Origin of the sequence: Pseudorhodobacter sp. E13 (assembly GCF_003991405.1) — a bacterium.
Classification (GTDB): domain Bacteria; phylum Pseudomonadota; class Alphaproteobacteria; order Rhodobacterales; family Rhodobacteraceae; genus Pseudorhodobacter.
This window is the reverse complement of the sequence record NZ_RPEN01000155.1, coordinates 1-13,513: the sequence shown is the minus strand read 5'-3', so window position 1 is coordinate 13,513 and position 13,513 is coordinate 1. Positions and strand designations below refer to the sequence as shown.

Here is a 13,513-nt window from a genome sequence, read left to right as displayed (position 1 = left end):
TTGGATCAACAGTTTAACAGTTTCGTTTTGCTCGCGGAAATGCGCACGGGCAGCAATTTCCTAGAGGCGAACCTGAATGCCATGCCGGGTGTGGCCTGCCACGGAGAGGCATTTAACCCGCATTTCATCGGCAAACTGAACCAGGATGAGGCTTTTGGCGTTACCCTTGCCGCGCGCGAGGCGGACCCGCTGCTGCTGCTGCGCAAGATGCGCGACCATTCCGATGGTATCGCCGGTTTTCGCTATTTCCACGATCATGATCCGCGCGTTCTGCCAGTTGTTCTGGCCGATCCGCTCTGCGCCAAAATCATCCTGACCCGCAACCCGATTGAAAGCTATGTCAGCTGGAAAATCGCGCAGGCGACCGGGCAGTGGAAGCTGACGGATGCCAAGCGGTTGAAAACCGCGAAAGCCCATTTTGACGCGGCAGAGTTTTCGGCCCATCTGACGCAGTTACAAGCCTTTCAGTTGCGGCTGCTGCACGGTTTGCAAACCAGCGGGCAAACCGCATTTTACATTGATTACGAAGATATCAACGACACCGATGTGTTGAACGGGCTTGCGCGATATCTGGGCGTCAAAGGCGAATTGGCGGCCCCCGATGGCAAGCTGAAAAAGCAAAACCCCGAGGAACTTTCGGAAAAGGTTGAAAACCCCGAGGAAATGGCCGCTGCCCTATCGCGGCTGGATCGATTCAACCTTGCGCGCACGCCGAATTTCGAACCCCGCCGCGCGCCCGCAATCCCGTCTTTTCTGGCAGCGGGTGGGGCGCTTTACATGCCGGTCCGTGGCGGCCCCGAAGAACAGGTGGCGCAGTGGCTGGCAGGGTTTGGCCGGGTGACAGAGGATTTCACCCAGAAAACGCTGCGGCAATGGATGCGGAAAAACACGCCCCATCGCAGCTTTACCGTACTACGGCATCCGGTTGCCCGTGCCCATGCCGGGTTTTGCAGCCATATCCTTTCGGGCGCTTTGCCGCATATCCGCGAAGGGCTGATCAAAAGCTACAAGCTGAACCTGCCCGCCCCCGGCACCACGCTCTCTGTGGGCGATCATCGCGTTGCTTTTATTGAGTTTCTGCGCTTTCTGAAGCTGAATGTCGCAGGCCAGACCGGGTTGCGCATTGATCCGCGCTTTGCCAGCCAGACCGCCGTGTTGCAAGGCTTTGCCCAGTTTCAAGGCCCCGATCTGGTGCTGCGTGAAGACAGCCTGCCCATGGGCCTTGGCTTTCTGGCCGCTGAAATCGGCGCGCCCTGCCCTGCCCTGCCCGGCATCGCGGACCCGTCGATGGACCTGTTGGCGCAGATCTATGATGATGAGGTTGAGGCCGCCGCCCGCGACGCCTATACCCGCGACTATCTGGGGTATGGCTTTGGTAACTGGCGGGATTAAAAATCCAGATCGGCGTAATGTGCAGGCGGCGGAAAACCCGAAACCTGATCGACCAGTAAGGGCCGGAAGGACGGGCGTGATTTGATCTTGGCATACCAATCCTTCACATTGGCAGACCGGTTCCAATCGACGTCCGAGATATAATCCAGACAGCTCAGATGCGCGGCGGCGGTAAAATCCGCCAGCGTCATCACATCGCCCGCCAGCCAGCGCCGCTGATCCAGCAACCAAGCCATATAATCCAGATGGTATTTGATGCGCGCCGCCCCCTGCTTGACCGCTTTGCTGTCGGGGTAGCCCAGCTTCATCACCTTCTTGTTCACCCGCTCATACAGCAGGTTCGATGTGACCTCGGCATGGAATTTATCATCGAACCACGAACACAGCCGCCGCACCTCGAACCGGCCATCGGGGTCGCGCGGCATCAGTTGCGGGCTGGGGTTGGTTTCTTCCAGATATTCGCAAATCGCCTGACTTTCGGTCAGCACCTTGCTGTCCATCCGCAAAATCGGCACCTTGCCCGCCGGGTTGCGGCGCAGAAACTCGGCCGAGGGTTCCCAATAGCGCTCCTCAACCAGTTCCACCTCCAGCTTTTTCTCGGCCATGGTCAGCCGGACTTTGCGGCAGAACGGCGAGAGGGGGAAGTGATACAGACGGTTCATCGCTATGGGCTTTCGGCTAAAGGGATGGGCCTTCATAACTGGCAATGCCCGGAAAATTCAATCCCACATCGGTGTCAGGGTTCAAAACAGGCGGATCGACCGTCGCGCCGGATGGTTTCTGCCCCGTCCAGGATAGAGGCAGAACGTTTGCGCAAACTGGCCGTGGGGTTTTTCGCATCGCGGCCTTTTGGATCGGGCAGAATGGCGGCCAGTCGCGCGGCCTGAACGGCGGTGATCTGGTCGGGCTCTACCGCGAAATAATGCGCGGCGGCGGCTTTGACGCCAAAGATGCCCTCATCAAATTCGACCACATTCAGGTAGACTTCCAGAATGCGCTGCTTGGTCCAGACCAGTTCCACCACCGGGGTAATCAGCGCCTCGGCGGCTTTGCGGGTGTAATTGCGGCCCTGCCACAGAAACACATTCTTCACCACTTGCTGGCTGAGGGTCGAGGCCCCGCGATTGCCGCCTTCATCAATGGCGGCGCGAATGGCCCCCATATCAAAGCCCCAATGCAGGCAGAAATTCGCATCCTCCGCCGCCACGACCGACCGCGCCATCACGGGTGCAATCTCCTGCCAATTGGCCCAATCCCGGGTGATACCATCCAGCCGGCGGCTTTCCTGCATCATGTAGATCGTGGTTGGCGGGTTCACCACCGTGAACAGCAGAACCAGCAGCACAACGAAAGCAGCAAGGCCAAGCGCGCCGCGCAACAGCCATTTCAACCCGCGGCGGATCATGCCGGGGCGCGCTGCGGCGGGTTTTTTGCGGGTGCTTCGTTTTGCCATGCCCTGTTTAGCCACGAAGCCCGCCTGCGTTCAAGTCAGCTTGGCGCTGGCTCAGGCGGCGCGCAGCACTTGCGCCTCGCGCCCGGTCGCGGCCATCCGCGCGGTTTTCCAGCGATTGCGCCCGGCTTCGGTGTCCAATTCGGGGAAAAGCTCAATGATTTCAGCGGCGAGTTCGGGGTTCTCTTGCAGCATCGTGTCGCCGGGATGCAGGCTTTCTGTGGCTGCCCCTTCGGAAAAGATAATCTGGTGCTGGTCAAACAGCAGGTGGCAATAGGTTACCGTTTCGCAGGGTGCGCGGCAAATCGTGTCGCCATTCACCAGATGTTTGGCGGCGACCAGAATTTCCTCGACCCCGAAGAACAGTTCCGCTTGCCAACCTGTCACCAAAATCCGGTGCTGGGGCGAAACCAAAAGCGCAGCGTCATTCCCGATTGCGCCTTTGGCAAAGCGGATCGGCGCCCAATCGCCCGACCCCGGAATAACCCGGTGCCCGGCCCATTGCAGTTCTTGCAAGCCGGCATCGCGGGTTCGGATCAGATCACCGGGCCGCAGCTCTTCGACCTTGCGCGGGCCGGTATCGGTTTCAATCATGGTGCCCGCCACGAAACACGGCGGCCCGAAAGAGCCTACGGGAACCTGCGTGCTGGTGGTGACAAAGGTGGAACGGCGAAAAATCGCATTGCTAAGGATCGTGCCATCCGTCGGGGTAAATACCGCCGGGCCACCACTTCGGTAAAAGGTCACACCCGTGATCCACTGCGTTGTGCCGTTCATGGTCACGCGGATCTGGTCGTTAACCCAAACCGATGTGACAACCAGACCGCCCACCAGATCGCCGGTGCCGGTTTGAATCCAGTTGTTGCTATCGGTATCGTTGATATCCAGCTTTACCACGGTCAACGCCGTGCCCGAAGGCGGGGCGGACCCCGGATCAATCACGAAAAACTGGTCTGGATAGATCGGCATGTCACCGTCCTTCATCTTGGATTGTTTCCAATTTGAAGGGTAATTTCGGCGATTACGGTGCGAAATTATGTCAATAAAGAGAAAAAACCCGGCGAGTTGCCCCGCCGGGTTTCCTGTTTCACGACAATGGGCCGCTTATTCGGCGGGCACCGCCTCGCGCTCATCGCTCAGCGGATGGGGAATATGGACCAGCATTTCCTTCGGGCAGGCTTGCAGGAAATTCGCCCGCTCATTCGCCCAATCGTTCAGAATGGCTTTGGCCTTCAGGCTGCCGGTTTCCTCGGCGTGACGCTGGATAAGGCCTTTCAACTGCGCTTCCCAATGCGGGTTGCTGACCGCGCAGGTAACAAGGCTTTCCAGATTCATGAACTCCTCGGCCACGCCGTCGGGATCGTAAAGATAGGCCATACCGCCCGTCATCCCTGCGCCAAAGTTGGCACCGATCGACCCCAAAATCACCGCCACACCGCCGGTCATATATTCGCAGCCATTGGTGCCGCAGCCCTCGATCACCACCGACGCGCCAGAGTTGCGCACGGCAAAGCGTTCCCCGGCCCGACCGCAAGCAAACAGGTTGCCCCCCGTCGCGCCATACAGAACCGTGTTGCCGATGATGGTGTTTTGCGACGCCTCCAGCGGGCTGGACATTTGCGGGCGCACCACGATAGTCGCGCCAGACAAGCCCTTGCCAACATAGTCGTTGGCATCGCCGAACACTTCCAGCTTCAACCCGCGCACCGCAAAAGCGCCCAAGGATTGCCCGCAAGAGCCAGACAGTTTCACCGTCAGATGGTCTTCCTGCAACGTGTTGCGCATGCCGAACCGCTTGACGATATGGCTGGATGCCCGCGTGCCAATGGTCCGGTGCGTGTTGCGCACGGCATAGGAAAGCTGCATCTTTTCGCCATCTTCAAAGAAGCGCGCGCCGTCGCGGATAATCTCGGCATCCAGCGTATCGGGCACCGCGTTGCGCGGCTTGGACCGGTCATAAGTGATGCGGTTCGCGCCATCCACGGTGATCAGCAGCGGGTTCAGGTCCAGATCATCCAGATGGGCCGACCCACGGCTGACCTGGCTCAGCAAATCCGCGCGCCCGATAACCTCATCCAGCGACCGCGCGCCGATTTCGGCGAGGATCTCGCGCACTTCCTGCGCGTAAAAGGTAATCAGGTTCACCACCTTATCCGCATTGCCGGTGAACTTGGCCCGCAGCGCCTCATTCTGGGTGCAGACGCCGACCGGGCAAGTGTTGGACTGGCACTGACGCACCATGATGCAGCCCATCGCGATCAGCGCTGCGGTGCCGATGCCGTATTCCTCGGCCCCCAGCATCGCCGCCATCACAATGTCACGCCCGGTGCGCAAACCACCATCGGTGCGCAGCGTGACCCGTTCGCGCAGGTTGTTCATGCTCAGCACCTGATGCGCCTCGGTCAGGCCCATTTCCCACGGCAGGCCCGCATATTTGATCGAGGTCGCAGGCGAGGCCCCGGTGCCGCCGTTATGGCCCGAAATCAGGATCACATCGGCCTTGGCCTTGGCCACGCCCGCCGCAATCGTGCCCACGCCCGAACTGGACACCAGCTTCACCGTCACCTTGGCGCGCGGGTTGATCTGTTTCAGGTCATAGATCAATTGCGCAAGGTCTTCGATCGAATAGATGTCATGGTGCGGCGGCGGCGAAATCAGCGTCACCCCCGGCGTCGAATGGCGCAACCGCGCGATCAAGGCCGTGACCTTCATCCCCGGCAATTGCCCGCCTTCACCGGGCTTGGCGCCCTGTGCCACCTTGATTTCCAACTCCTCACAGGCGTTCAGATATTCCGCCGTGACGCCAAAGCGGCCAGAGGCCACCTGCTTGATCTTGGCGCTGGGGTTGTCCCCATTGGCTTCGGGCAGGAAATGCGCGGGGTCTTCACCGCCTTCGCCTGAATCCGATTTCGCGCCGATGCGGTTCATCGCGACGTTCAGCGTTTTATGCGCCTCCGGCGACAGCGCGCCAAGGCTCATCCCCGGCGTCACGAACCGCTTGCGGATCGAAGTGATGCTTTCCACCTCCTCAATCGGCACGGGCTTGCCCAAGGATTTGATATCCAGCAAGTCGCGCAGATGGATCGGCGGGTTGGCCCGCATCGCAGCCGAATACTGCTTCCAGATGTCATAGCTGGCGCGGTCACAGGCCGATTGCAGCATATGCATGGTCTGCGCTTCCCAAGCGTGCTTTTCGCCCGAGCGCCGCGCCTTGTAAATGCCGCCGATGGGCAACACATCCGCGCCCCCGCGCCAGCCTTTCGTATGCACTTCTTCCAGCTTGTGCTGAATACCGGAAACACCGATGCCCGAAATCCGGCTTTGCATGCCGGGGAAATATTCGGCCACCATTGCGCGGCTCAACCCGACGGCTTCAAAGTTCAGACCGCCACGATAGGACGAGATCACCGAAATCCCCATCTTTGACATGATCTTCAGCAAGCCCGCGTCAATCGCATCGCGGTAGCGGCGCATCGCATCGGTCAGGCTGCCTTCGATCAGGCCGCGGTCAATCCGGTCAGCGATGCTGTCTTGCGCCAGATAGGCGTTAACGGTGGTCGCACCGCAACCGATCAGCACCGCGAAATAATGCGGGTCAATACATTCCGCCGACCGCAGGTTGACCGAACAGAAGGTCCGCAAGCCCTTGCGCGTCAGCCAGCTATGCACGGCAGAGGTCGCGAGGATCATCGGCATCGGCACCCGGTCCGGGCCCTGATGTTCATCGGTCAGCACCAGATGCCCGGCCCCCGACCGCACCGCATCTTCGGCCTCGGCGCGAATACGCTCCAACCCTTTGCGCAGCGCATCGGGTTCGGCATCGCGCACAAAGGTGCAATCAATTACCGAAACGCTATCGCCGAAATGCTGCATCATCACGTTGAATTCGGCATTGGCGACAAAGGGGCTTTCCAGCAGCAGAATTTCGGTCTGGCTGCTGCTTTCGTCCAACACGTTCTTCAGGTTGCCGAACCGCGTCTTCAGGCTCATGACCCGGCTTTCGCGAAGGCTGTCAATCGGCGGGTTGGTGACTTGGCTGAAGTTCTGGCGGAAGAAATGCGACAGCGGGCGGTAAACACTCGACAGCACAGCGGCAGGCGTATCATCGCCCATGGAGGCGATCATTTCCTTGCCATCCTCGGCCATCGGGGCCAGCACCTGCTCCAGTTCTTCGATGGAATAGCCTGCCGCGATCTGGCGCTTGCGCAACTCTGCGCCGCTGAATTTCGCGGTTTCCGGCACATCGCGCAGCAGGTTGTTCAGATCGACAACCTTTTCGATCCAGTCGCCAAAGGGCTGGGCGGCGGCCAGCTTATCCTTCAAGGGCGCGTCGTGATACAGCTTGCCCTCTTTCATATCGACCGCGATCATCTGGCCCGGCCCAAGCGCACCCTTCTCGCGCACGGTGGTTTCATCCACCGGCACCATCCCTGCCTCGGACCCGGCGATCAGCAAGCCATCGCCCGTGACCACATAGCGCATCGGGCGCAGGCCGTTGCGGTCAAGCCCGCCGCAGACCCAGCGGCCATCGGTCATCGCCAGCGCGGCGGGGCCGTCCCACGGCTCCATCACGGCGTTGCAATAGGCATACATATCGGCCCATGCTTTCGGCATATCGGTCGTGGTTTTGCTCCAGGCTTCGGGCACCAGCATGGTCTTGGTGAAAGGCGCGTTGCGCCCCGAGCGCACCATCACCTCAAACACCGCATCCAGCGCACCGGAATCCGACGCCCCTGCCGGGATGATCGGCTTGATGTCTTCGGCCATGTCGCCAAAGGTGTTCGATGCCATGCGAATTTCATGGCTGCGCATCCAGTTCACGTTGCCTTTCAGCGTGTTGATCTCGCCGTTATGGGCCAACATGCGGAAGGGCTGCGCCAGCCACCACTGCGGGAAGGTGTTGGTGGAATAGCGCTGGTGATAGATCGCAAAAGCGCTTTCAAACCGTGCATCCATCAGGTCGGGGTAGAACACCGCCACCTGTTCCGCCAGCATCATGCCTTTGTAAATGATTGACCGGCAAGACAGGCTGCACAGATACAGGCCCGCGATCTGCGCGGCAGCGGCCGCCTTTTCGATCCGGCGGCGGATGATGTAAAGTTCCCGCTCAAACTGGTCCTGGTCGATATCCTTGTCGCACCGGATCAGGATCTGCTCGATCTCGGGGCGGGTCGCATTGGCCTTTTCGCCCAGCACCGTGGTTTCCACCGGAACATGCCGCCAGCCATAGATGTAATGGCCCATGCGCAGCACTTCGGTTTCCACGATGGTCCGGCAGCGTTCCTGGGCGCCGAAATCGGTGCGCGGCAAGAACACCTGCCCCACGGCGATCAGCTTGTTCACATCCGGCTCATGGCCCGTGCGCTTGACCTGATCATAGAAAAACTTCACCGGAATCTGCACATGGATGCCCGCACCATCGCCGGTCTTGCCATCGGCATCCACAGCGCCACGGTGCCAAACCGCCTTCAGCGCATTGATGCCGTTTTCCACCACTTTGCGGCTGGGTTTGCCCGAAATGGCAACCACAAGGCCCACCCCGCAGGAGGCATGCTCATCCTCGGTCTTATAGAGGCTGTGCTCATTCATATAGGCGCGCTTGGCTTCCTCGGCGGCAACCCAGGCGGCGTCATAAACAGGGGCGTTGGTCATTGGGGTTACTCCGTCAGCAGGGGAAAAAAGGGGGGCGCGGCGTGGTCATTTCTGAATGGCCGCAATGAAATCTTCCATCATCTTGGCGTAAACCTCATTCGGGGTCATTTGCCACGGATAGGCCTGATCGGCTTCAAAGGCGCTGCGCCAGGTGTTGTAATTCTCGTCAAACAGCTCTTGGTTCACATCGAACGGGTCGGCGGCCATCATCTCGCCGTCCAGCGCTGCACTTTCCCAGAACGGCGCATGTGACAGGATCGGCGTATCCGGCAGCGCGGATTTCAGGATCACACTGACAACCGGCTCATGCGCGCCATTGCCCAGATCATCCGGCAAATCCACCCGGCCCAGCCACATCACCACGGGGTCAAACCCATCCTGCACGCAGGTGTAAAACCCGCCCAGTTCCAGTTCAATTTCCATAGCGAACCTTTGTTTCAAAGCGGCTCAGCACCGCGTCACATTCAAAGATCGGCTGTGTGGCAAAGAACCCCGGCTCTCCGGGAAAAATGAATTCCACCGGGCTGCCATCCATCGGCACATAGCCATCGCCGCCATCCCATTCCGACGGGCCGGCAAAGAACACCCGCCATTCGGGATGGATGTATTCAAACCCGCGCGACCGGCGCAGCAGCACACCCGACCGGTCCGTTTCGGTATATTCAAACTCGGTCTGCAACAGGCTGATGCCGTCAATCACCACCGTCTTGCCCGTCAGACGGTCAAAGCCGCGCACGAGGCTGCCTTCGCCGTTATCCTTGGACAGACCAAAGGCAAAGGTATCAAGCCCCCCAAGCAATTCGGTAAAAGAGGCCGGATCTTCGGGGCCCGCATCCAGCGTTTGCCGGACCACGGGGTTCATATCAAGGCTTTCCACCCATTGCCCTTCACGGTCAACGCGGCTGGCGAAAAACAGACCCTCTTGGTCGAAATCCGTGCGCCACTGGTCGCCCGCCGCATCTTGGCTACAGGTGTAATAGTTGGAAACGCGGCAGGCCCGCGCCTGCACCGTCAGATAGCCCGTGCATCCGGCAGGCGGCGTGAATGTGCCCGCTGCCGCAGGCACCGCGCCCAAAACGCCCAGACAAAAGATGAAAGCTGTCTTCACTCTGCGTTCCCCTTGGATGACATTCCAGCCTACGGCCGGATTTATTCGGCCGCCACCGCCGCGCCTTGCGCCATGAACTCCAGCATGGCATCGGCCGCCTCACGGCCATCGCGGATGGCCCAGACCACAAGGCTTGCCCCGCGCACAATATCGCCCACGGCATAGACGCCGAGCATATTGGTGGCATGGGTTTTGTAATCGGCCTTGATCGTGCCCCAACGGGTCACCCCCAGCTCGGGCTGGCCCCACAGGTTCGGCAGGTCCTCGGGTTCAAACCCAAGCGCCATGATGACCAGATCGGCAGGCTCTACATAGTCAGCGCCCTCGATCACTTCCGGCATCTGGCGACCCGAGGCATCCGGTGCGCCCAGACGCATCTTTTGCACCATCACACCATCCACCGCATCGCCGCCGGTAAAGCCCTTGGGCGCCGACAGCCACACAAATTCCACGCCTTCCTCCTCGGCGTTCTGGGTTTCGCGCTGGCTGCCCGGCATATTGGCGCGGTCACGACGATAGAGGCACTTCACGCTTGTCGCGCCTTCACGAATGGCGGTGCGCACGCAATCCATCGCCGTGTCGCCGCCACCGATCACCACAACCCGCTTGCCCGCCGCATTCAGCGTGCCGTTGTCATAGTCCGGCACCTCATCGCCAAAGCTTTTTCGGTTGCTGGCGGTCAGGAATTCCAACGCAGGCACAATACCCTTGGCCCCCACACCCGGCACCGCCAGATCGCGCGCCTTGTAAACGCCCGTCGCAATCAACACCGCATCATGCTGGCCGCGGATGGCGTCAAAGGTCAGGTCTTTGCCAACCGTGCAGTTCAGCACGAATTGCACGCCACCGTTTTCCAACTGCTCGATCCGCTGCATCACAACCGGCTTTTCCAGCTTGAAGCCGGGGATGCCATAGGTCAGCAACCCGCCTGCGCGATCATAGCTGTCATACACCGTGACCTGCACACCCGCGCGGCGCAGCACATCGGCGGCGGCAAGCCCCCCCGGCCCGGCCCCGATGATGCCCACCGATTCTGTCCGCTCCCGCGCGGGTTTGATCGGCTTCACCCAGCCATTTTCCCAGGCCAGATCGGTCAGGTATTTCTCCACCGAGCCAATCGTCACCGTGCCGTGGCCGGATTGTTCGATCACGCAATTGCCTTCGCACAACCGGTCCTGCGGGCAAATGCGGCCACAGACTTCGGGGAAAGTGTTGGTGGCTTGGCTCAGCTCATAGGCCTCTTGCAGACGGCCTTCGGCGGTCAGGCGCAACCAGTCCGGAATGTTGTTGTGCAGCGGGCAATGCGACTGGCAATAGGGCACGCCACACTGGCTGCACCGACTTGCCTGCTCGGCGGCCTTGTCGGCGGCAAACTCGCGATAGATTTCATGGAAATCCTGGGCGCGCAGATTTGGCGGGCGCTTTTCAGGCATCTCTCGTGCAACATTGACGAAGCGGAGCATCCGTTCTTTGGCCATAGCGGCGCCTCCCAGAAGGTCGTGGAATTGGAGGTCTTGATACTGCGCAGCCACAGGAAATAAAAGTCAGTCACGCTGACCTAAATGTCGTTATTTTGGGCGAAAGGTAAGCGCTTCTGCCTTTTATTTTAGGTTTTATGTCAGCATTGCTGACATAATGCTTCAAAACCCCAAGGAAAGCGCCAGAAACGCCAGGCTGCCCACGATGATTCGCCACCACCCGAACAGCGCATAGCCGTGGCGGCTTACATAGCCCAACAGCCAGCGCACAACCAAAACGGCAGAGATAAAGGCCGCGACAAACCCTATGGCGATCTCATTCATCGCGCTGGCGTCCAGCACATCGCGATTCTTATACAGGTCATAGGCAAAGGCCCCGGCCATCGTCGGCATCGACAGAAAAAACGAAAACTCCGCCGCAGCGCGCTTGTTGGCCCCCAGCATCAAGGCCCCCACGATCGTCGCACCAGACCGCGACACGCCGGGAATCATCGCAAGGCACTGAATGAACCCGATCTTCAGCGCCATCCCCAGCGGCAGCTTCATCGCATCATCATAGCGCGGCGCCGGGGCGAACCGGTCCACAAAAACCAGAATAATGCCGCCCAGAACCAGCATGACAGAAATCAGCCGCGGGCTTTCAAACAGCACCGTCTTGATGAAATCATGCGCCAGCACCCCGATGACAACGGCAGGCCAAAACGCCACCAGCACCGACAGAATCGTCCGCCGAGCGGCAGGGTCATGCGGGGCATCGCGGAACACCGCCCAGAGTTTCGCGGCATAAACCGACAGAACCGCCAGCACCGCGCCAAGCTGGATCACCACCTCAAAGGTCTTGCCAGAGCTTTCGAACCCAATGAAATGCCCCGCCAGCAGAATATGCCCGGTCGAGGAGACGGGGATAAACTCGGTCAGGCCTTCCAGAACGCCCAGAAACAGGGCCGCCAATGTTGTATCCGCCATCATCGGCCCCTGTTACTTCGGTCAGACCTTGCGCAGGTTCTTCGCGCTGTTCTTAATTGCGGCATATTGGCCCGACGGACGATAGCGCCACAGATATTCCGGCAGCATCGCTTCCATCGTCGTGGGCTGAATGCCCAGATCGGCAAAGCCCTTCGCCCCTTCGGCAACCACGTTATCGTGCCGCAGGGATTTCACCTGATCGCGGGTCAAGACGCCGTTGCGGATCAAACCGCCGGTGGCGAAAGACAGGAAGTCAAAGCCCGCCGCCATGATATTGGCCACGAAAAACGGCATGTTCAGCACCAGCCGCCGCCGCTGAATGACGCTCAGCATCTCTTTCATCAGATCGCGGAAGCTCATGGCATCCGGCCCGCCCAGCTCATAGATGCCGGGTGCGGCGGCCCCGGTCGCGCCCAGAACAGCGGCCTGCGCCACGTCATCCACATACACCGGCTGGAACCGCGTGTTCGCGCCCACCAAAGGCAGAACCGGCCCCAAACCTGCCATGCCCGCAAAGCGGTTAAAGAAACTGTCCTCCGGCCCGAAGATCACCGAGGGGCGCAGAATCACCGCCGCTGGGAAAGCCCTCAGTATCGCGGCCTCACCTTCGGCTTTGCTGCGGGAATAGGCGCTGTCAGCGTTCAGATCCGCCCCGATGGACGAGATGTGAACCAGATTGGCAACGCCCAGATCCGCCGCGGTGCGCGCGATGCGCGCGGCCCCTTCGGCTTGCACAGCGGTAAAGTTGTTCTTGCCACCTTTGTCGAATGTGCCCACGCAGTTCACCACGGCGTCCGCGCCCTGCATCACCTTGCGCACCGAAGCATCGTCACGGATGTTGCACAAAACCGGCTCTACCTGCCCCACCGCGCCGTAGGTTTTCACGAAAAGCGCCTCATTCGGCCGGCGCACTGCAATACGCACCCGCCACCCTGCCTGCGCCATCCGCCGCGCGATATACCGCCCGACAAAGCCCGAACCGCCATAGATCGTGACCAGTTTGCTCATCCGTCCTGCCTCCATCTGGAAAGCTTTTCATCCGTTTGTCTGCATATCCCCCCACGCCGGTTCAAACAAGCAACAAAAGGCCGCATAATTTTTCATTTCCCCCCGTTGACAGTCCCTCACAGCCCGCATAATTAGCCCCCACGACACCTGCCCAGGTGGCGGAACTGGTAGACGCGCACGGTTCAGGTCCGTGTGCCGCAAGGCGTGGAGGTTCGAGTCCTCTCCTGGGCACCAAGTCGTCAGGAAAGCCCAGCAACTTCAACAAGTTGCTGGGCTTCTTCAATTCTGCATCTCACTGGTTTCCTCACGGTTTGTGAACAGACGATAAGATAGGGCTGAACGCTGCCGCTAAAGCGTTTCGGGGAAAACTTGAATCGGGGGATTCCCATGGGGTCGTATTTGTGATTCATCCTGTATGGGAGGATCGGTCATGTCAGCACCTTTGCCATCGGCGCTTCG

10 protein-coding genes and 1 tRNA gene are annotated in these 13,513 nt (G+C 60.0%); 2 read left to right on the top strand and 9 right to left on the bottom strand.

Going from position 1 to position 13,513, the window contains the following annotated elements:
• Complete coding sequence (locus EGN72_RS09800) at positions 1-1,392, top strand: nodulation protein NodH (RefSeq protein ID WP_127047041.1); 1,392 nt, start codon at positions 1-3, stop codon at positions 1,390-1,392.
• Here the strand turns inward: EGN72_RS09800 and EGN72_RS09795 are convergent.
• The 9 genes from EGN72_RS09795 to EGN72_RS09755 all read right to left on the bottom strand — a co-directional run bounded on the left by EGN72_RS09795 (position 1,389) and on the right by EGN72_RS09755 (position 13,054).
• Positions 1,389-2,054: a glutathione S-transferase family protein gene (locus EGN72_RS09795; RefSeq protein WP_127047039.1), complete on the bottom strand. Its 666-nt coding sequence runs from the start codon at positions 2,052-2,054 to the stop codon at positions 1,389-1,391. The genes EGN72_RS09800 and EGN72_RS09795 overlap by 4 nt on opposite strands.
• A 74-nt stretch (positions 2,055-2,128) precedes the next feature.
• On the bottom strand, positions 2,129-2,845 hold the full coding sequence (gene mtgA / locus EGN72_RS09790) for a monofunctional biosynthetic peptidoglycan transglycosylase (RefSeq protein WP_127047037.1): 717 nt from the start codon (positions 2,843-2,845) through the stop codon (positions 2,129-2,131).
• 51 nt (positions 2,846-2,896) lie between these two features.
• Positions 2,897-3,826 (bottom strand): Hint domain-containing protein, encoded by a 930-nt coding sequence (locus tag EGN72_RS09785; RefSeq protein ID WP_127047036.1) that lies wholly within the window; start codon positions 3,824-3,826, stop codon positions 2,897-2,899.
• A 120-nt stretch (positions 3,827-3,946) separates the two neighbouring features.
• Positions 3,947-8,494: a glutamate synthase large subunit gene (gene gltB / locus EGN72_RS09780; RefSeq protein WP_127047034.1), complete on the bottom strand. Its 4,548-nt coding sequence runs from the start codon at positions 8,492-8,494 to the stop codon at positions 3,947-3,949.
• Positions 8,495-8,539: 45 nt separating this feature from the next.
• The gene (locus EGN72_RS09775) at positions 8,540-8,917 is read right to left on the bottom strand and encodes a hypothetical protein (RefSeq protein ID WP_127047032.1); all 378 of its coding nucleotides are present in this window, start codon (positions 8,915-8,917) and stop codon (positions 8,540-8,542) included.
• Positions 8,907-9,602: a hypothetical protein gene (locus tag EGN72_RS09770; protein ID WP_127047030.1), complete on the bottom strand. Its 696-nt coding sequence runs from the start codon at positions 9,600-9,602 to the stop codon at positions 8,907-8,909. Before EGN72_RS09770 ends, EGN72_RS09775 begins: the two co-directional genes overlap by 11 nt.
• A gap of 41 nt (positions 9,603-9,643) precedes the next feature.
• Positions 9,644-11,080, bottom strand: coding sequence for an NAD(P)-dependent oxidoreductase (locus tag EGN72_RS09765; protein WP_127047028.1), 1,437 nt, complete (start codon positions 11,078-11,080; stop codon positions 9,644-9,646).
• A 162-nt stretch (positions 11,081-11,242) separates the two neighbouring features.
• On the bottom strand, positions 11,243-12,049 hold the full coding sequence (locus EGN72_RS09760; protein ID WP_127047026.1) for an undecaprenyl-diphosphate phosphatase: 807 nt from the start codon (positions 12,047-12,049) through the stop codon (positions 11,243-11,245).
• An 18-nt stretch (positions 12,050-12,067) separates the two neighbouring features.
• A complete protein-coding gene (locus EGN72_RS09755; RefSeq protein WP_127047024.1) occupies positions 12,068-13,054 on the bottom strand; it encodes a complex I NDUFA9 subunit family protein in 987 nt (328 codons plus the stop codon).
• A gap of 149 nt (positions 13,055-13,203) precedes the next feature.
• On the opposite strand from EGN72_RS09755, the gene EGN72_RS09750 reads away from it, so the two are divergent.
• Positions 13,204-13,288, top strand: a tRNA-Leu gene (locus tag EGN72_RS09750).
• Positions 13,289-13,513 lie beyond the last annotated feature (225 nt).

Bases quoted from the DNA above. Each gene is read 5' to 3' on its own strand.
- EGN72_RS09795 (WP_127047039.1), bottom strand. From the start codon at position 2,054: ATGAACCGTCTGTATCACTTCCCCCTCTCGCCGTTCTGCCGCAAAGTC.
- mtgA (WP_127047037.1), bottom strand. From the start codon at position 2,845: ATGGCAAAACGAAGCACCCGCAAAAAACCCGCCGCAGCGCGCCCCGGC.
- EGN72_RS09785 (WP_127047036.1), bottom strand. From the start codon at position 3,826: ATGAAGGACGGTGACATGCCGATCTATCCAGACCAGTTTTTCGTGATT.
- gltB (WP_127047034.1), bottom strand. From the start codon at position 8,494: ATGACCAACGCCCCTGTTTATGACGCCGCCTGGGTTGCCGCCGAGGAA.
- EGN72_RS09775 (WP_127047032.1), bottom strand. From the start codon at position 8,917: ATGGAAATTGAACTGGAACTGGGCGGGTTTTACACCTGCGTGCAGGAT.
- EGN72_RS09765 (WP_127047028.1), bottom strand. From the start codon at position 11,080: ATGGCCAAAGAACGGATGCTCCGCTTCGTCAATGTTGCACGAGAGATG.
- EGN72_RS09760 (WP_127047026.1), bottom strand. From the start codon at position 12,049: ATGATGGCGGATACAACATTGGCGGCCCTGTTTCTGGGCGTTCTGGAA.
- EGN72_RS09755 (WP_127047024.1), bottom strand. From the start codon at position 13,054: ATGAGCAAACTGGTCACGATCTATGGCGGTTCGGGCTTTGTCGGGCGG.